We start from the raw sequence: 18,432 nt of genomic DNA on the forward strand, positions 1-18,432 counted from the left end.
GCTTGGCCCCGGCGACCCGGGCGCGGACGGGCTCTTCTGAGTAAGTCACCTGACTGACTATACGGCGAAAGTCGTGCTACGGTCCTTCTCAGTCAGCCAACTAACTAACTCTCTGCCCGAGGAGCAACATGATCGTCGTCACGGGTGCCACCGGAAACGTCGGCCGCACGCTGGTCCGCCTCCTCGCCGAACAGGGCCACGAGGTGACGGCGGTCGCCCGCCGCATCACCCCGGCCGACGTCCCGCCCGGCGTGCGCGCCGTGGCCGCCGACCTCGCCCAGCCCTCCGCCGACCTGCCCGCCACGGCCGACGCGGTCTTCCTGCTCGTCGGAGGGGACCTCATGATGAGCGGCGACCCCGCCGTCGTCGTCGCCCCCTTCGCGGACTACGGCAGGATCGTGCTCCTCTCCTCCCAGGGCGTGGTCACCCGCCCGGACTCCCTCTCCCACGGCCGGGCGTTCGCCGCCTACGAGCGGGCCGTCATGCACTCCGGCACCGAATGGACCGTCCTGCGCCCCGGCGGCTTCGCCTCCAACGCCTACGCCTGGGTGCCGTCGGTCAAGGCGAACCGGACGGTCGCCGCCCCCTTCGGCGACGTCGGCCTCCCGGTCGTCGACCCCGACGACATCGCCGCCGTGGCCGCCGCCGCCCTCACCGGACCCGGCCACGCCGGGACCAGCTACGAACTCACGGGCCCCGCCCCGACGACGCCCGTCCAGCGCGCGGCCGCCCTGGCCGCCGCCCTCGGCGAGGAGATCGCCTTCGTCGAGCAGACCCGGGAGGAGGCCCGCGCCCAGCTGCTCGCCTTCATGCCCGCCCCGGTCGCCGACACCACCCTCGACATCATCGGCACCCCCACCCCGCGCGAGCGGACCGTCAGCCCCGACGTCGAGAGGATCCTCGGCCGCCCCGCCACCTCCTTCGCCGACTGGGCCCGACGCAACGCCGCCGCCTATGCGTGACGCCGGGTGCCGGTGGGCGCGCTCGTTGCCCCGTCCGGGTGTGCCCGGGGAGTGTCGTCACCCAGGGTGCGCGTCCTGTCTCTAATCTGATGATCATTCAGATCTACGGATGGGGCTCTCGGATGGTCAGGGTGTACGGCGCTCGTTCGGCTTCCGGGGCCTTGCGCGCACTGCTCGCGGTCGGCGTCGCGCTGGGAGCGGCCGCCGCGCTGCTGGGTGCTCCTCCGGCCTTCGCGGCGGGGCCGGTGATGACGTTGGCCAAGGCGGTGGAGGGGGCGCCGGACCCGCTGGTGCCGGGGTCGGCGTTCTCGTACAAACTCACCCTGTCGTGCTCCTCGCTCAGCGTCTCCTGCGTCAACGCCCACCTGGAGGACGTCCTCCCGGCGGAGTTCGACATGACGGCGCTGCCGCCGTCGACGCCGACCCGGCAGGTGACGTACGACCCGGCCACCAGGAAGCTGAGGATCGACTTCACGAGCCCGCTGGCCTCCCCGCCCAACCCCGCCGGCTCCGTCGGCCTTCCGGCCGGGACCACGGCCGACGTGTCGATCGGGATGAGGGTGCCGCCCACCGGGCCGCTGGAGGACGGCGACTCGGTCACCAACACCGCCTTCGCACGGGCCGACAACGCGACCGAGGTGGTCGGCAGCGTCACCCAGACCGTCACCGTCCCGAAGAACCTGGACGCCAAGGCCACCAAGAGCTGGCGGCCGGGTTCCACCGTCGCGCAGAGCGACGGCGTCTCGACCGTCACCCTGACCGCCGCCAACACCTCCGCGACGCCCGACGGCGTCTCCAAGCTCGACGTCCAGGACGACACGGCCGACCTCTACGAGAACTTCGACCTGGTCTCCCTGGGACCGGTGACCCGGATGCCCGCGGGCGCGGACCGGGTCACCGTGCTGGTGTGCACCAAGCCCCCGGGGAACCGCTGCGCCGAGAGCGAATGGGTGGCCGCCCCCGCCACGGCCGGACCGGACCTGTCCCTGCCGGCCGGGGTGTCCGCGGGGCAGGTCACCGGCGTCCGGTTCGAGTTCACCGACTCCACCGGCGCCGCCCTGCCCTACGACGCCACGGGCGCCGCCGTACCGATGCAGGTGAAGCTGCGCCGCACCGAACGCACCAGCGGCGCCCAGATCAGTCCCGCCACCCGCGAGACCATCCGCAACTGCGCCGACTCCTCCGTCAAGGACGCCGCGAGCCGCTTCACGGTCATCGGTGTGCCCGGGTGCGCCGACCACGACATCCTGCCCAACGTCGCCACGGTCGACCTCGACAAGCTCTTCTTCCCCGACAACCGGGGGGACTTCACCCAGAACGGCACCGTCATCCACGGCGAGACGTCCGGTGCCACGGCCCAGCTGACCGCGACCAACAACTCGCCCTTCGCGGTCTCGTCGCTGACCCTCACCGAACCGTCCGGCTCCGCCGCCAACGAGTTCGAGAAGTTCGACGTCACCAAGGTGAAGGTCGACTTCCCGGACGGGGCCACCAGCGCGACACTGACCGTGACCTGCCGGGACGGCTCCGTCCCCGCACCCGTCACCCTCGCCAACCCCCCTGCCTCCCAGGTCCGCACCTCCACCGGCTGCCCCGCCGGCAGCCCGCCGAAGCGGATCTCCCTCACGTACAAGGGCGAGCAGAACGGAGCGGGCACCATCAAGCCCGGTGCGGTCGGCAAACTCGCGGTCAACGGCACCCTCAACGACAAGGTCACCGCCCAGGACACCAAGGACGGGGTGCGGGACTGCGCCGACGCCTCCGCCGCCAACCCGGCCAACGGTTCCGGCTCGGCCGCCGTCACCGACTGCGCCGCGCTCAAGGTGCAGGAACGCCGCCCGGAGGGCAACGGCTTCAAGTCCGCCTCGTGGACGGAGATCCCACCGGGCCAGGACCTCACCTTCAGCATCGGCTACTCCAACACCGGAAACGTGACCCGGCCCAACGTCCAGGTCACCGACCCCGGTGACCCGACCGCCGCCGGCAACCCCTTCGACCGGCTGGAGATCGTCGACGTCCGCACCGACGGCAACCCGCGCACCCTGCACATCGGTCTGGAGCTCTACGACCCGAGCGTGAAGTCCTGGGTCGCGTACGTGCCGCCGGACACCGCACTGCTCGCCCGGGCCAAGGGGGTGCGGATCACCGAGAAGGACGGCATTCCGCCCGACGGCTTCATGCGGGCCACCATCACCGTCCGCCTGCGCCCCGGCGTCACCTCCGGCTCGGTGTCCAACTGCGCCACCGTCTCGATCGACGGTACGGTGACGGGCGACCCGAACTGCTCCCCGACCGTCGAGGTCAAACCCGCCAAGGCCGCCGCCTCGCTGCAGAAGACCCTGTCCCCGGCCACCGTGCTGCGCCCGGTCACCGGCGTCACCCCCCAGGACGTCACCCTGCGGCTGACGACCGTCAACACCGGCAACGTCGGGCTGAAGCGGCTGCTCGTCACCGACACCGACCCGGACTTCTTCGACGCCGTCACCGTCACCGGCCTGACCGGGATCACCTTCCCCAACGGAGCCGACCGCGTCCGCGTCGACGTCTGCACCACGGGCTGCGCCGCGAACCCGCCGGTCTTCGTCACCGGAACCCCCACCGGCAGCACCAAACCCGGCTTCCCCGCGGGCGTGGACCCGGCCGACATCCGGGGCCTGCGGGTCGTCTTCACCAGCGCGGCCGGCGGCTACGACATCCTGCCCGCCACCGCCGCTCCCACCTGGGGGGACTGCCCCGGCAGCAGCGTCTGCCTGACGGTCCGCCCGCGCGAAGGACTCCGCTCCTCTCCCGGTACCAAGATCCCGGACCGCCTGGAGGACACCGCCTCCGCCGCGGGTGAGAGCCGGCTCCAGAACCCGGGCTCCACCTTCCCGATCCCCGACTCCACCGCCTCGCTCAACGTGGCGGAGGGGGCCAACCTGATCCGGGTGGAGAAGGAACCCGCGACCACCGTCCTCAGCCCGGGCTCCGTGGCCCCGTTCAACCTGCACGTCCGCAACACCGGCACCGCACCCGTTCCCGACCTGGTCGTGGTCGACGAGGTCCCCTCCGGCCTGCGCTTCGACGACTCCTTCCAGGGCGACCAGGGCCGCCCGTACACCGTCCGCTACACCCTGCCCGACGGCGCGACCAAGCCCGCCCGGGTCGACTTCGAGCCCGAGCGCGACGCCGACGGGCGGATCGTCAAGCTGCGCTGGCGGTTCACCGGCTGGACCTTCTTCCCCGGCAGCGAGGTCGTCATCGGCTACCAGGTGAAGCTGAACGGCGGTGTCGCGGCCGGCGCCACGATCACCAACGTCTTCGGCGCGGGCTCCGAGTCCGTGGCCGCGGTGAACTGCGACCGCAGCTCGCCCCGTCTCGGCGTCGTCACGGACGATCCGCGCTACGGAGAGGGGACCTTCTGTACGTCGTCGGCCCAGGTGTCCACCCGCTCCGGGGTCTCCTTCGACGCGGCCAAGTGGGTCACCGGCGACCGCGCGCTCGGCTACCAGGACGCGAACACCGGCAAGCCGATCCCGGCCGGCGACCCCCGCTGCCCCGAGCTCACCACCGGCGGTGTCGTCTACACGCGCTACCCCTGCGTGGCGCTCACCAGGCCGGGCAAGGACTTCTCCTTCCTGGTCCGCATCGAGAACACCGGCACCGAGCCGGCCCGGTCGCTGCAGCTCCTCGACGTCTTCCCCGCTCCCGAGGACACCGGCGTCCTCCTCGGCGACGAGCACCGTGGCACCCAGTGGGACACCATTCCCACACTGACCGGCCCGGTCCGCTACGACGGCCCCGGCACGGTCGAGACCACCTACACGACCACCGGAAACCCGTGCGGCCGCAAGGTCGCCACCCCCAAGCGCGCCTGCGCGGCGGCCTCCTGGGGAGAGGGAACCACCCGTGCGACGGCCTTCGAGGCCGACGCCGCCTTCCCCGAGGGGCTGGCCCCCGGCGACGCCGTCACCTTCACCCTGCCGTTCCGGGCCCCGGCCGACCTGACCGTTCCGGGCTACCCCTCGATCGCCTGGAACTCCTTCGCCCACACCGAGACCGTCAAGGTCGGCGGCAACACCACCGTCCTGCCGGTCACCGAACCGCCCAAGGCCGGCATCGGCCTGGTCTTCGGCAACGTCCGCGTCCTCAAGAACGTCCTCGACCCGCCGGACGGCGTCACGGTGGGCCCGTTCACGGTGGCGTACTCCTGCCTGCTCACCACGGACGGCGGCGACGCCGTCGAAGTCCGCGGCGGAGAGGCGCCGTTCGGCCCCGACCAGCCCTTCGAGATGTCCGGTGTACCGGTCGGCGCGGTCTGCCGGATCTGGGAGACCGACTCGGCGGGGGCGCACAGCGACCACCAGGGCGAGGCCAACGCGATCGTGGTCACCGTCACCCGGGCCGACGGCGCGACCGACTGGCAGGAGGCGGAGATCGGCAACCAGTACCCGCGCAAGGACCTGATCATCGCCAAGCGGGTCACCGGCGAAGCCGCGCAAGCGGTCGGCCAGGGCCCGTTCGCGGTCACCGTGGACTGCTCGTTCAACGGCAGCCGACTGCCCGGGTTCCCGCAGCGCCTGGTCTTCACCCGGGACGGCTCCCAGGCCGTCACCGACCTGCCCAAGGGCAGCCTCTGCTCGGTGGACGAGACCGACGACGGCGGAGCCACCCGGGTCGACTACCAGCTCGTCGACTCCGACCAGGTGGACGCCACGGTGCCCACCGCAGGACCGGACGCCGTCGACGAACGGGGCAAGACCGCCACCGTCATCGTCACCAACGAGTTCGCCGTCGGTTCCCTCCAGGTCACGAAGCGACTGGCGGGCAACGGAAGCGCCCTGGCGACCGGACCCTTCCGCTTCCGGGTCGTCTGCGACTTCAACGGCCGTGCCGCCGTGCTCAGCCGGGACCTGGAACTCACCGCGCCCGACCACCTGACGGGCCGCGTGGACGACCTCCCGGTCGGCGCGACGTGCACGGTCACCGAGACCGCCGACGGCGGCGCGGACGTGCCGGCCGAGCCGGTCCGCCAGGTGGAGATCAAGGCCGGCGTCACCGATCTGGCCACCGCCGAACTGACCAACACCTTCCACGCCGGACGGATCACCCTCGCCAAGCAGCTCGACGGTCCTCTGACCGGGGCCTCCTACCTGGACGGAGCCGCCTTCCAGCTCCACGTGATCTGCCGCCGCGACGGCACGGACGTCCTCAACCGAACCGTCACCCTCCGGCCCGGGAAGCCCGTCGTCCTGCCGGACCGGCTGCGCACCGGGACCCGCTGCTGGGCCGGGGAACTCGCGAGCGGGGCGGACGAGGTGACGCTCTCGCACCCCGACGAACGCCACGCCGCCGAGGTCACCGCCAAGACCCCCGACCTCACGATCACCGCCACCAACACCTACCGGCCCGCCACGCTCGCCCTGCTCAAGCGGACCACCGGCCCCGGAGCGGCGGCTGTCGCCGACCGCGAGTTCACGGTCGAGCTCAGCTGCACCCTCACCACCTCGCCCGGCGCCGAACCGCTCGTCCTGGTGGACCGCCGCCGCTACCGGCTCCGCCCCGGCGTCACCCACGCCGTGGACGACCTGCCCGAACCGCTTCCGGCCGGCGCGCGGTGCTGGCTCACCGAGCCGGACCCCGCCGGAGCTGACCGGGTCGTCATCGACCACGGCACCGCCGACGAGGCGCTCACCCTGGGCACCGACCCGGCCCGCCTGCTCGTCACGAACCGGTTCGACTCCACCAACCCGCCGCCCGTTCCCCCCGAGCTCCCCGACACCGGTTCGACCTCCGCCCCGTGGCTCCTCGGCTCCCTCGCCCTGCTCCTCCTCGGCGTAGCCGCCCGCCTGACCGCACGAGCCAGGGCCCTGCGGTGAAGCGCGGCGGGCACGCCACGGCTTCGCCGCCCGCCCCGGGCCGGCGGCCGCGGGGGCCGGAGCGGGCCACCGGGATGCGCCGGCTTCCGCAGGGCGGCGAACCGGCTGCCGCCGCTGAGGGGCGGGGGACGGTGGTACGGCCGACCGGGCAGACCAGGTCCACGCGGTCAGGACGGCTACGCGCGGGTGTGGACCTCCAGCGCGGTGCGGACCGCGGATTCGAGGGCACCCTCGATCCAGGCCGGTTTGACCGAGGTGTGGCAGCCCGCGAAGTGGAGCGGGCCTTCGGCCGCGGGGACTTCGGGGAAGAGTTCGGTGTGCTGGCCGGGAAGGAGGACGGAGGCTTCGCCGTACGCGTACGGGTCGCGCATCCAGGACTGCGTGCGGCCCACCCCGGTGTAGAAGACCTCCAGGCGCTGGCCGTACACGTCCTGGACCCCGCCGAGGGCCCTCGGGTAGCGCTCCTCGTCGTCCAGGGAGTCCCACTTCAGTGCGTCGTCGGCCCAGCTGTAGGAGGCGAGCAGCACACCCCCCTCGCTCCCCTCGACGGGATGGGAGGGCTGGAACACGAAGCGGTTGGCGTTGTCGGTGGTCGAGCCGCCGCCGATCACCCGGGCGGCCTCCGGCTGGTCGCGCAGGGCCGAGCGGAGCGCGGCGTAGTGCTCGCGCTGCGCGTCGGAGATGTGGCCCCGCGGGACCGACGGGTGGGCACCGAGGAGGGAACCGTCGGCGGGGGTGGTGCCGCGCCGGTACTGCTCGTACAACCCCGGCCTGACGGCGTCGAGTTCGGTCTTCCAGTCGTCCTCGGAGAACTCCCACCACCTCCGTGAGAACTCCAGCAGCACCTTGGTCGCCGCGTCGTAGTGCAGCTCCGTCACGGCGCGCCGCTTCCCGTAGGAGAGCGGGGGCGTGAACACGACGTGGCGGAGGCCCGAGAACGGAACGGTGACGACGGCCTCGTCGGCGGTGAACCTCTCCCGGACGACCGGGCCGCCGCGTCCCTCGGAGACCGTGTGGACGGTGACCCCGCCCTCCTCGGAGTGCTCGATCCGAACCGCCCGCCGGTCCAGCCGGACCAGGTCCTTCACCCGCGCGTAGAGCGCGTCGACCAGCGTCGCCGTGCCGCCCGGCAGCTCGTGGAACGCGGTGTCGGGGCTGATCAGCGTGGCGGAGAGGAAGCTGTGGAGGAAGGAGAGGTGGAGCCGGGACGTGACGTTCTGGACGGTGCCGACGAGGTCGACCGTGTGGACGTCCAGCCCCGCCTCCTCCGTCAGGTAGCGGAACATCGACCAGTCCCCGTACCGCTGGAGCACCGTGGCCCAGCCCTCCACCAGGGCGCGGCCCTCCTTGCCGTCGACGAGGGCGCGGGCGGGCGCGAGCGCCTCCCGGTAGATGTCGGCCGCCGTCGTGTCCAGGTACTTCTCCGGGACGGCGAAGGTCCGGTTGAGGAGACGTGGCCGACGCGCGTACTCGGAGCGGCGGATCCGGACGCCGTTGGCCTGGATCCACGTCCGGTTCGCGGGTTTGCCCCCGGTGTCCACGTCGGTCAGGTGGAAGCGGCGCCGCTGGAGGCCGAGGCCGTCCATCAGGCCGGTGACCAGCGGGTGGCTGTCGGGGATGCGCATCGCCCCCGCCTCCGCGTACTGGCGGGGGTCGGCGAAGGGCTGCCCGGCGCCCTCGTGGCCGCCGGTCCGGAAGGTCTTGATCCGGCCGCCGACCCGGTTGCCGTTGGCCTCGATCACCGTCACCTCGTGGCCCGCCCGCCGCAGCAGATCGGCCGCGACGAGGCCCGCCGGACCCGCCCCGACGACGAGGACCCGCTTGCCGGGGCCCCTGCCCCGAGGAAGGCCGGTGTCCAGGAGGATCCGGGTGTACTGAGGTACGAGCGGCTCGTCGTTCTCGTCGAGGACCAGGATGGCCCGGGCGACGGCGAGGCACCGCTCCCGGGACGCGTTGTCCGTGGACTGCGGCGAGGGGAGCCGCGACAGCGCGCCGGGTGAGGCCGTTGCGGGCAGTGCGGTGAGGACAGCGGAGGCGCCCGCCGTGGCGAACACGGCGCGCCTCGTGAACCGGGCATCCATACGCGCACTCTCGCGACCCGGAGTCCTTGCGGTCCACGAGACACAACACGCCGCGTGGGAATTCACCTTTACGTGGACCGCGTCCCCCCCGCGGACCGTTCCACTCCGGCCTCGGCCCGGGGCCGCGGCGTGTTGACGGCGGCGCGCCCGGCCGGCCTGCTCCGATCGGTTCGGCGGGAATCGCATCATGATCCATCTGCTGTCTGCGGACGGACACGGAAAGACGGGGAGCGCTTGTGCTGCAGAGGTTCCGCTACCGGATCGACACCCTGATGGGCCGTGGTGCCCCCGCCCTCTTCCTCGTGCTCGCCGCCCTCTGCTGTGCGCTCGCCCTGCTGAACGGACTGATGCTGCTCCTGTTCGCACCCGATGACATCCGCCCTCGGGGCGCGCGCTCGTCGCTGTGGGCGGGACTCCTGCGGGTGATGAGCCCGGCCCTCCTGCTGAGGGACCGGGGGCCGGCGCCCTTCCTGGTGCTGGCGGTCGTGATGGCCTTCAGTGGCGTCGTCCTGATGAGCACCATCGTCCCCGTCATCAGCACGGGACTGCACAACCAACTCGCCCGGCTGCGCGCAGGCAGGTCCCCCGTCCTGGAATCGGGGCACACCGTGATCCTCGGCTGGTCCTCCCAGATCCACGTGGTCGTGGCCGAACTGGTCGAGGCCAACCGCGGCCGTCGCCACGCCTGCATCGCCGTCCTCGCGGAGAAGGACCGGACGGAGATGGAGACCGAGATCCGCGAAAGGATCACCACCCTGGCCGGCACCCGCGTCGTCTGCCGGACCGGCAGCCCGGCGGACCCCCGGGACGTGTCCCTCGTCAACCCGCGGCAGGCCCGGTCGGTGATCGTCCTGCCGTCGGATGACGAACGCCCCGACCTCGGCGTCATCAAGTCGCTGCTCGCCGTCGCCAGGACGCGTCAGGACCCGGACACCGGCCCGTACGTCGTCGCGGGGATCGAGGACCACCAGAACCTCGCCGCCGCCCGACTGGCCGGCGGCCCCCGCTGCCGGGTCATCAGCACGCAGGGCTTCATCGCCCGGCTCATGGTCCACAGCAGCCTGCAGTCCGGACTGTCCAACGTGTACACCGAGCTGCTCGACTTCGCCGACCACGAGATCTACATGAGCCACCAGCCCGGCCTCACCGGACTGCGGTTCGACCACACGCTACGGGCCTTCCGCGCATCCACCGTCATCGGCCTGATGCGACCGGACGGCCACATTCTGATGAACCCCCCGGGTGACACCCGCATCGGTCACGACGACCGGATCGTCCTCATCAGCGAGTCGGCCGCCACCATCTCCCTGGTGCCCGACGTCCCCGAACTCCCCGAGATCTCTTACCCCCTCGCGCCCGATGCGGTGGAGCGCGGCAGGAACGTTCTCGTACTCGGCAGCAACCAGCACCTCGCCGACATCGTCGAGCAGTTCGACGCCCACCTGCCCGCAGGCTCCCGCGTCCACGTGGTCACCGGCGAACCGACCCCGATCGGGAAGGGGAGCGAAGGCGGACTCGAACTGACCGTCGAGCAGGCCGACACCACCCGCCGCCGAGTGCTCGAAAGCCTCCTCGTGGACAAGTACGACCACGTCATGGTCCTCAGCCCCGACGGCCAGGACCCGGAGGGAGCGGATGCCGGCACGCTCACCACCCTGCTCAACCTCCGGGACCTGGCCCAGGGCGGTCCGGCGCCCTACACCTTGGTGACCGAGATGGCCGACGACCGCAACCGTGAACTCGCCCAGGCCGCCCGTCCCGACGACCTCATCGTCAGTGCCAACCTTCTCAGCCTGCGCCTCTCCCAGATCTCCGAGAATCCGCACCTGGACCGGATCTTCGACGAACTCTTCGCCCCCTCCGGCTGCCAGATCACGCTGAGCCCGGCGACCCACTACGTTCCGCCCTGGCGGCCCGTGACCTTCGGCGCCGTGGTCGAAGCGGTTCGACGCCAGGGCCACCTCGCCATCGGCCACCGCCTCGCCCACCGCGTCGGCGAACCGCCCCACCACGGAGTCGCGCTGAACCCGGACAAGGAGACCCCCCTGGCCTACTCCCCGGACGACTGCGTCGTGATCCTGACCTCCAGCTCCGTGATCCCACCCGACCGCGCACCGTGACGCCCCCCCCCGAAGGACGGGCGGCCTCCTCCGCTCCACGCGGGCTGCTGTTCCTCTCCGCAGGTCCGGCGCCGCCGCGCCCCACGTACTGTTCCGACCCGTCGGACCGCCCGGTCCCGTCAGGCTTCCGCCGGTCGCGCGAAGCCCTGTGAGGGGCTGGCTCGTATGAACCGGCTGGCTCACGCGACCTCCCCGTACCTGCTGCAGCACGCTGACAACCCGGTCGACTGGTGGCCGTGGGGACCGGAGGCGTTCGAGGAGGCGCGACGGCGCGACGTTCCCATCCTGCTGTCGGTCGGGTACTCCGCCTGTCACTGGTGCCAAGGTACTTAGACAACCAGGTAGTCCTGACCTGGGATTTTGTCAGGGGGTAGCCGCGTGAGTACGTACGATGAGGAACTCGACACGAGCATCGACGCTTGAGTGGAGGCCGAACTGGCCGCCTCGCCTGAGTGGGGCCCGAGAGGTGCGCCACCATCCGCCAGCGCTCCTCGGGTGCGCGCGGGACCACGGCGGACGGGTGAACGGCCCGCTCCCCGGCCGCGAGCCGCATCCGTCGACCCTCGCCGCGACGGAAAGGCGGTTAAGTACCGCAAATCCGACAGCCGGAACCGCGGACAGACTGGGGAACGACCGTGAGACTCAAAGACGAACTTCCCGTGGACCACCACCTCGCCACCGTGTACCGATGGGGCGCCGCCCTCTGCGGCTGCGTCCTGCTCGTATTCGGCTGCCTCGGATTCGCCGACGCGCTCAGCCCCTTCGACACGTCCGGTGAGCGGATCGCCGGAATGACCACCAACACCGCGTTGAGCTGGATCTCGGTGGTCACCGGACTCGGCCTCCTGGCCGGCGCGGCCGTGGGCGGGAACGTCGCCTCCACCGTGAACATGCTCGTGGGCGGCTCGTTCCTGCTCAGCGGCTTCTACCACCTGTTCGTGCTCGACCGGCCCGCGAACTTCCTCGACTTCGGCATGACCAACGTGATGTTCAGCTTCCTCATGGGGCTGCTGATCCTCACGTTCGGCATGTACGGGCGGGTGTCCAGCAAGCTGTCGCACGACAACCCCTACTGGCGCAGGCGCCACCCGCGCGAGGCCGCTGCGGAGTCCCTCGCCCGCCGCCGCCTCGCCACCGCGGCCCTCCCGCCCGGAGCCGCCCGCACCACGCCGCCCGTACTTCCCGGCACGTCCGGTCCGGCGGTCCCCGAAGGGCCCCGGTGACGTCCCGTTCGCAGCGGCGCCCGCCGCCCGCCGCGGCGCGCCGCCGGGCGGGCGGCGCAGGGGAGAGGGACACCGCCGGACCGCGTCGGATGGCGGCCGGCCGACACCGGTGATCTGCTGTGACCGTGGGCACCCCTTAGCTGCCGCCTCGTCCCGAGGGACCCGATACGGCGGTGGGCAACGCGACCCCTCCCCTTCCCCCGGATGTGTCCGGAGACGACCGGTGCCCGAAAACGCCCCCCTGCCTCCCTGTGCCCACTGCCAGGTCCCGAACGACGGCGGTCCGCCTCACGGCGACGTCGTGCGCGAGAGCTTCGACGTTCTCTTCGCCGACTGGTACCCACGGGTCCTCGGGTGGGCCCGGTACCGGTGCGTCGACCCGCACGACGCGGAGGACGTGACTCAGCAGGTGTTCGTGGACGCCTGGCTGCACTCCCGCGGGCACTGCCCCCGCCGCGGCGGCCTCGGACCGTGGCTGCGCGGCATCACCGCGCACAAGGCGGCGGACGCCTCGGGAGCCCTGGTACGACGGCACGAGGCGGTCCGCCGCCTCACCCAGGGCCCGGTCCCGGCGAGCCCCGACACCGCGACGCGTGCCGTCGAGCGCCTCGTCACCGCCGCCCGCATGGCCGACCTGCCGGCCCGCCGTCGCGAAGTCCTCTTCCTCGCCTACTACCTGGGGTTCACCCAGCCGGAGATCGCGCGCCGCCTGGGTCTGCCGCTCGGCACGGTCAAGAGCCACACCAGGAGGGCGCTGAGGGCGCTTGCCGTCGTCGCCACCGAGCCGACGGGTCCGCCGGCGCGGCGGAGGGAACGGCGTCCGGGCCGGACATCTCCCGAATGAGTGCACGCGCCGTCCACGCCGGACCACGGTCCCCGACCCACCGCGACCAACGGCCGAGACCCGGGAGCGGTTCGTCGAGCAGCCGCCGCAAGGCCCGTCCGGCGGCAGGCCCGTCCAGCCGGGAGGGGTCGAGGCAGCGGGCGACACCGGCCCGTTCGGCGTCGTGGGCGATGGCGAACTGGTCGCTGGAGAAGGGCAGGACGAGGGCGGGCGTACCGGAGGCCAGACACTCCGCGAAGGAGTTGTTCCCTCCGTGGTGCACCATCGCGTCCACCTTTCCCAGCAGCCACCGCTGCGGCACTGTCGCGTCCACGTGGAAGTCCGGGCCCGCGAGCGCGGACAGGGCCGCCACCCGGTCGCCCGCCGCCACCACCGCCGCCGCCCCGGGGACATGGGCGCGCAACCCCTCCACGAGCAGCGCGAGGACGTCGTCACGGACGGACAGGAACGTGCCGAGGGCGATCAGCACGAGTCGGTCGTACCGGTCCCTCAGGCCTTTCACGACCTTCTCCCACTCAGGGCCCGGACCAGGCTCGGTGCCGGGCACGCTGTGTCCCCCGTAGAGGAGCGACGGGCCGTTCGCCGGGTAGCGGGGCAACCACGGGAACTCCGGGTAGGAGAACGCCACGGCGTACGGGGAGGTGAGCGCGAAGGCACGGCCCGGAGGCCGGGACTCCGGAGCGTGGACGCGCGCCGTGGCCGCGAACCGCCGGGTGAACTCCGCCTCCACCGCTCCGGCCGCCGCGCGCAGCTCCGCGAGCTGCTCCTCCCGGGGCCTGATCTCTCGTGGCCACGCGTAGGGCACGCCGAACAGCACGTCCTCGTCGGGCGGGACGTACGTGGGATGGCCCGGGCAGAACGTCGCGTAGCGCAGGCCGAGGCAGTGCATGGCCAGGGTGACGGGGTAGCTCAACTGGTCGACCACGTACCAGTCCGGCCGCAGTCGTGCGTCCAGCGCGCGGAGCTCTGCCAGCGTTCCTTCGGGATCGGGCAACATGTCCCGGCCGCGGTGACGGCTCTGGGTGAGCAGCGCGGACACCGCCCCGCGCCGCGTCGAGTCGAGGAACTCCTCCAGCCGTTCGGCCTCCCCGACCGCCTGCCGGGTGCCGTGCGCCACGCCGGTGTTCGCGTTCCGCGTCACGGTCAGCGGCACGAACGCCACCCCGGCGCGGGCCGCGAACCCCTCGAAGGACTGCCCGGACGCGAGGAAGACGTCGGCGCCCTGGCGGGCCAGCTCGCCCGCGAGCACGGAGAGCGGCTGGGCGTGGGAGGCGAAGGGAGGACTGACGACGACGACGCGTGGTGCGCGCCCCCGGGGGGCTGCTGATGACTCCATGCCGAGCGATTCGCCCGTCCCGCGCCGGTCGGATGCGCGGACACCGGCATCGGGCGTGGCCGCCCCAAACCCGCGCCGTACGCCGTGGGCGCATCCGGAGCCCCCGTCGTCGGCGAAGAACCGAGCGCCCAACGTCATCGACGAGGAGAAGCGATGAACCGCTCCCACGCCGTCCGGGCTCGCGTGCTGGCCGCGGGCCACCACCCGCTGCCCGCAGGTTCGCGTGCGGTCGCGGGGGACCCGCCCGAGCCGTTCCTGGCCGTCCGCGCGGCCCACTGGCACCCGCCCGTGCCCGGTGACGCTCCCGGATGGTCCGGCACGCCTCACCTCCTCGCGGAACTGACGCGGGCCGAGTACGGGGGAGGTGCCGCCGTGACGGGCCCCGCCGTCTTCGCGACACCGCGCGACCTGGCGCTCGCACGGCTGAGACGACGCGTGCGCACGGGCGGCGTGCCGACGCCGGCCGAGTGCGTCCGGCTGCTCGACGGCTGCGACCGCACGCGGGCCGCCGTCTTCGACGTGTGGCCGGAAACCGTCCGGCGGTTCGGCCCGACGAGGTCGGCGGCCGCCCTGCGCCTCGGCATCCGCACGGGCGCCGGCTCCGAGGCGGCGGTCGCGGCCATGCTGGACCTGGCCGCGGCGACCGCGTTGCGCCCCCTCCGCCTCGGTGAGCTCCGCGAGGTCGCCGCGGCGCCCGGTCGCCGGACCCGCCACGCGGCGTGGCGTCTCCTCTTCGCGACGGGCGGACAGTCCCTCATACCCGGCGTCCGTGAGGCCGGGGACGCGTACGAGCGGGTTCTCCTCACCCTGCTGAACCGGCGGCCCTCGGCCGACCGCGTGCCGTCCGAGCCGCGCCCCGGCCTCGTCGTCGCCCAGTCGATGCTGTTGGGAAGGCTCGACCGTCCGGGCGAAGGCATGAGCGGAGGCCTGGGCGTCCTCCTCGGCTCCCTCGGCGACGCCCTCGCGGGCACCGGGACCGTCGCCCGCGTGATCACCGTCGTCACGGCCTGTACGCCGGAGCTGGAGGCGGACCCCGTGCTGCTGCGGTGGCGCGCCCCGGGGCACTGGGTCCTCAGGATCCCGGTGGACAGCGAGGACGAGCTCCGCCCGGACGAGTTCGGGAGACACCGGGAGGCCATGGCCTGGTGGGCCACCGCGCTCTTCGCCTCGCGGGCTCCCCGGATCGACGTCCTGCACGTCCGTTACGCGGACGACGGCTCGCTCGCCCTGGCCGAGGCCGCTCGCAGGGCCGGGACGCGCGTCGTCTTCACGGCCGCCCCGGACCCGCACCGGCAGATGACCGAGCGGTACGACACGCCCGCCGCCGACGGGACCGCACTCAGGCAGGACCTGCACCGGGTGTTCGTCGCGGACAGGCTCGTGGAGCGCGCCGACCGGGTGGTGGGCATCGCTGGCCGGGACGGCGGGATGCCGGAACTCGTGCGGTACTACCCGCAACTGACTGACCGGAACGGCGAGGGCTTGCCGAGCGCTGTGCCGGAGGGCATCCCGCCGTACCGGCCGCCCCGTCGACGGGCAGAGAGGTGTGCGGAACTCCTCCGGGCGGTCGACGCGGCCGTCGCGGCCGTCGCGGCCGTCCCGGGGCGCCCGGACGGCGGGACCCCGGCGGTGCTGCTCAGCGTGGGACGGCTGCACCCGGTCAAGCAGCAGGACCTCCTGGTCCGTTCCTGGATCGCCTCCGGGTGCCACAGGCGCGCGGCCCTGGTCCTCGTCGGCGGCAGCCCGGAGGCCGGCGATCCCGTAGAACGCGCGATGCGCGCGAGGATCGAGGACGCGCTCCGCGCCTGCCCCGAGGCGCGACGGCGCCTGGTGCTCCTGCCCGCGCTCTCCAACGCGGAGGTCCGCATGCTCGAACGGAGCCTGGCGGATCCCGGGCGGCAGTCGTCCGCGCGCTACGTGTGCCCGAGCGCGAAGGAGGAGTTCGGCCTCGCGCTCCTCGAAGCGATGGAGGCGGGATTCCTCGTGGCGGGCCCGTTCCGCGGCGGTGTACCGCACTACCTCGTCGACGGCCACAACGGGTTGCTGATCGACACCTCCCGAGCGGAGACACTCGGCGACGGTCTCGTCCGCCTGCTCGCCGTCGACGACCGGTCGGCCTCGGTGATGGCCGCCCGGGCCCGGACGCTGGTCCGCTCCACGTACTCGTCCGCCGCCATGGCCGGAACGCTGGCCGACCATTACGCGGCGGTGACGGACGCCCGCGCGCACGCTCACCGAGAGCGCCGCGCGCCCGGCGTCCCGGCCGTACCCGCCCGACGCACCCCTCCGGCCGGGGCCGCTTCAGTGACCGGGCCCGGCCTCGGCCTCGGCGACGTCCGCATGGTCGTCGCACGTCTCGTGGGCGAGTCGGCTCGGCCACCAGACCGCGGGGCCGATGTCCCTGACGAGTCCGGGCACCAGTAGGGAGCGTACGACGGTGGTGTCGAGCAGTACGCCGAAGGCCACGATGACCGCGATCTGCGCGAGGAACACCAGGGGGATGACGATGAGAGCCGCGAACGTCGCCGCGAGGACCACTCCTGCCGATGTGATCACGCCGCCCGTGGTGACGAGTCCGCGCAGCATGCCCTGACGGGTGCCCAGGCGCAGGGTCTCCTCGCGGACACGGGACATGAGGAAGATGTTGTCGTCGACTCCCAGGGCGACGAGGAAGACGAACCCGTACAGGGGGACGGAGGCGTCCGTGCCCGAGAAGCCGAAGCCGTGCTCGAAGACCAGCCCGGCGACGCCGAGCGTCGCGAGGTAGTTGAGTCCCACGGTGGCGACCAGGAGGACCGGCAGGAGCAGCGAGCGGAGGAGGACGACCAGGATCACGAGGATGATCCCGAGGACGACGGGGAAACCACGGACGCCGAGAATGCCCACGGTCTACGTGGTCAGATCACGCCAGGGCGCGGACCACGGATCCATGAGCGCACTAGGTATCGGGGTCGGCATTACGTGGAGGTATGGATCGTCAAGGACGGCAAGGTCGTCGCCAGCGATCACCACGACGTAGTGATCCGCTGACGACGCCACGCCATCAGGGTGACGGGCATGAAGCGGGGTCGGCTCCCCACGCGGCTCGTCCCCGGCGAGAACATGCAGGTCGGCCCCTGGTTGAAGCTCTGCATCCGGACCGCCTACGACGGGTCTGGGCCGAGCTGCGGGTCGATGCCCAGAGGCCCCCGGTTGCGGACATGTCTTCGCCCACAGGACGTCGGAGGCGCCGAGGGCGTGGAGGATTCCTCGTTGTTCACAGGGTCCCAAGGTCGACCGTGACAGGGAATGGCGCGGTGGCCTTCACGGTGCCGGTGAACACCTCGCCGTCCCGGTAGGCCCTGGTGGCTGGGTCGAGGACGCAGGTGTAGACGATAGGGACACCGGTGGCGGACTGCTCGATGCGCCAGTAGAAGGGGATGCCGGCTTTGGCGTACTGGTCCACCTTCACGATCCGGTCGGTGGTCTCCGAACCGGGCGACACGACTTCGACGACCAGGAGTACGTGCTCGGGGCGGGTGGGCGTGAGGTCGATGGTCTCTGCCCGGTAGACGGTGACGTCCGGTCGGCGGTTGGTGAGGGGAACGTCCTGCAGGCGGACGTCGAAGTCCGTGTCGGCGTTCCAGTCCGGGCCCGCGGCGGCGTCCAGGGCATTGGCCAGGAGCCGAGCCAGCCGGTTGTGCCGCTTGGAGGCGCTCGGGGTCACGACGACCATCCCGTCCACGATCTCGATGCCGGCGCACTGCTCCCCGGACCAGGAGTCGTACTGCTCCGCACTGATCTGCGAGTGCATCCACGCGGGCGCCACCATCTCGGCGGACATGGAGTACCTCCTTCGAGGATGCGGTGCTGCTCGACTCAGCGTACTGCCCGCTTCCAGTCGGGCACTGGCTTCGGGGCGGGGCAGAACCTCCAGCGCGCACAGGGTGACCTGAGTGCAAAAGGGGCGATCCGCATTCACCACGTGATGGCGCATGAGTGCAAATCGGCCAAGTGGGACGGGGGCTC

At 72.3% G+C, this 18,432-nt stretch carries 10 protein-coding genes and 2 pseudogenes; 8 read left to right on the forward strand and 4 right to left on the reverse strand.

The genetic code is table 11. The features are described 5' to 3' along the window. Nucleotides 1-128 precede the first annotated feature (128 nt). The gene (locus tag AB0G79_RS21635; protein ID WP_360808778.1) at nucleotides 129-962 is read left to right on the forward strand and encodes an NAD(P)H-binding protein; all 834 of its coding nucleotides are present in this window, start codon (nucleotides 129-131) and stop codon (nucleotides 960-962) included. A 161-nt stretch (nucleotides 963-1,123) separates the two neighbouring features. After that, nucleotides 1,124-6,820, forward strand: a complete 5,697-nt coding sequence (locus AB0G79_RS21640; RefSeq protein WP_360808780.1) for a DUF5979 domain-containing protein — start codon at nucleotides 1,124-1,126, stop codon at nucleotides 6,818-6,820. 176 nt (nucleotides 6,821-6,996) lie between these two features. Here the strand turns inward: AB0G79_RS21640 and AB0G79_RS21645 are convergent, their stop codons facing one another. After that, entirely contained in the window at nucleotides 6,997-8,901 is a 1,905-nt protein-coding gene (locus AB0G79_RS21645; protein ID WP_360808782.1) for an FAD-dependent oxidoreductase, read from the reverse strand. 236 nt (nucleotides 8,902-9,137) lie between these two features. Here AB0G79_RS21645 and AB0G79_RS21650 point away from each other — a divergent pair, with 236 nt between their 5' ends. The 4 genes and pseudogenes from AB0G79_RS21650 (at nucleotide 9,138) to AB0G79_RS21665 (ending at nucleotide 13,088) form a co-directional block, all read left to right on the forward strand. Then, the gene (locus AB0G79_RS21650) at nucleotides 9,138-11,021 is read left to right on the forward strand and encodes a potassium transporter TrkA (RefSeq protein WP_360808784.1); all 1,884 of its coding nucleotides are present in this window, start codon (nucleotides 9,138-9,140) and stop codon (nucleotides 11,019-11,021) included. A 165-nt stretch (nucleotides 11,022-11,186) separates the two neighbouring features. Further along, a pseudogene (locus AB0G79_RS21655) lies at nucleotides 11,187-11,342 on the forward strand (DUF255 domain-containing protein); the annotation flags it as partial. Between the two features lie 314 nt (nucleotides 11,343-11,656). Continuing rightward, on the forward strand, nucleotides 11,657-12,244 hold the full coding sequence (locus tag AB0G79_RS21660; RefSeq protein ID WP_360808786.1) for a DUF4383 domain-containing protein: 588 nt from the start codon (nucleotides 11,657-11,659) through the stop codon (nucleotides 12,242-12,244). Between the two features lie 301 nt (nucleotides 12,245-12,545). Further along, the gene (locus tag AB0G79_RS21665; RefSeq protein ID WP_360808788.1) at nucleotides 12,546-13,088 is read left to right on the forward strand and encodes an RNA polymerase sigma factor; all 543 of its coding nucleotides are present in this window, start codon (nucleotides 12,546-12,548) and stop codon (nucleotides 13,086-13,088) included. On the opposite strand, the gene AB0G79_RS21670 is transcribed toward AB0G79_RS21665, so the two are convergent. Then, nucleotides 12,976-14,424, reverse strand: a complete 1,449-nt coding sequence (locus AB0G79_RS21670) for a glycosyltransferase (protein WP_360808790.1) — start codon at nucleotides 14,422-14,424, stop codon at nucleotides 12,976-12,978. The two genes, AB0G79_RS21665 and AB0G79_RS21670, sit on opposite strands and share 113 nt — an antisense overlap. Nucleotides 14,425-15,852: 1,428 nt before the next feature. Here AB0G79_RS21670 and AB0G79_RS21675 point away from each other — a divergent pair. Next, complete coding sequence (locus AB0G79_RS21675) at nucleotides 15,853-16,848, forward strand: glycosyltransferase family 4 protein (RefSeq protein ID WP_360808990.1); 996 nt, start codon at nucleotides 15,853-15,855, stop codon at nucleotides 16,846-16,848. On the opposite strand, the pseudogene AB0G79_RS21680 reads toward AB0G79_RS21675, so the two are convergent. Further along, nucleotides 16,780-17,283: pseudogene (locus AB0G79_RS21680) on the reverse strand (MMPL family transporter); the annotation flags it as partial. The gene AB0G79_RS21675 and the pseudogene AB0G79_RS21680 overlap by 69 nt on opposite strands. 66 nt (nucleotides 17,284-17,349) lie before the next feature. On the opposite strand from AB0G79_RS21680, the gene AB0G79_RS21685 reads away from it, so the two are divergent. Further along, nucleotides 17,350-17,454 carry a hypothetical protein gene (locus AB0G79_RS21685; protein ID WP_360808992.1) on the forward strand — a complete coding sequence of 35 codons (105 nt, stop codon included), beginning with the start codon at nucleotides 17,350-17,352 and terminating at the stop codon, nucleotides 17,452-17,454. 226 nt (nucleotides 17,455-17,680) lie between these two features. Here AB0G79_RS21685 and AB0G79_RS21690 read toward each other — a convergent pair whose 3' ends face one another. Next, complete coding sequence (locus AB0G79_RS21690) at nucleotides 17,681-18,247, reverse strand: Uma2 family endonuclease (protein WP_360808792.1); 567 nt, start codon at nucleotides 18,245-18,247, stop codon at nucleotides 17,681-17,683. Nucleotides 18,248-18,432: the final 185 nt, after the last annotated feature.

This window comes from Streptomyces sp. NPDC020807, assembly GCF_040641575.1.
Taxonomy (GTDB): domain Bacteria; phylum Actinomycetota; class Actinomycetes; order Streptomycetales; family Streptomycetaceae; genus Streptomyces.

Coding starts and splice junctions, on each gene's coding strand:
- AB0G79_RS21635 (WP_360808778.1), top strand. CDS start 129: ATGATCGTCGTCACGGGTGCCACCGGAAACGTCGGCCGCACGCTGGTC.
- AB0G79_RS21645 (WP_360808782.1), bottom strand. CDS start 8,901: ATGGATGCCCGGTTCACGAGGCGCGCCGTGTTCGCCACGGCGGGCGCC.
- AB0G79_RS21670 (WP_360808790.1), bottom strand. CDS start 14,424: ATGGAGTCATCAGCAGCCCCCCGGGGGCGCGCACCACGCGTCGTCGTC.
- AB0G79_RS21675 (WP_360808990.1), top strand. CDS start 15,853: ATGCCGGAACTCGTGCGGTACTACCCGCAACTGACTGACCGGAACGGC.
- AB0G79_RS21690 (WP_360808792.1), bottom strand. CDS start 18,247: ATGTCCGCCGAGATGGTGGCGCCCGCGTGGATGCACTCGCAGATCAGT.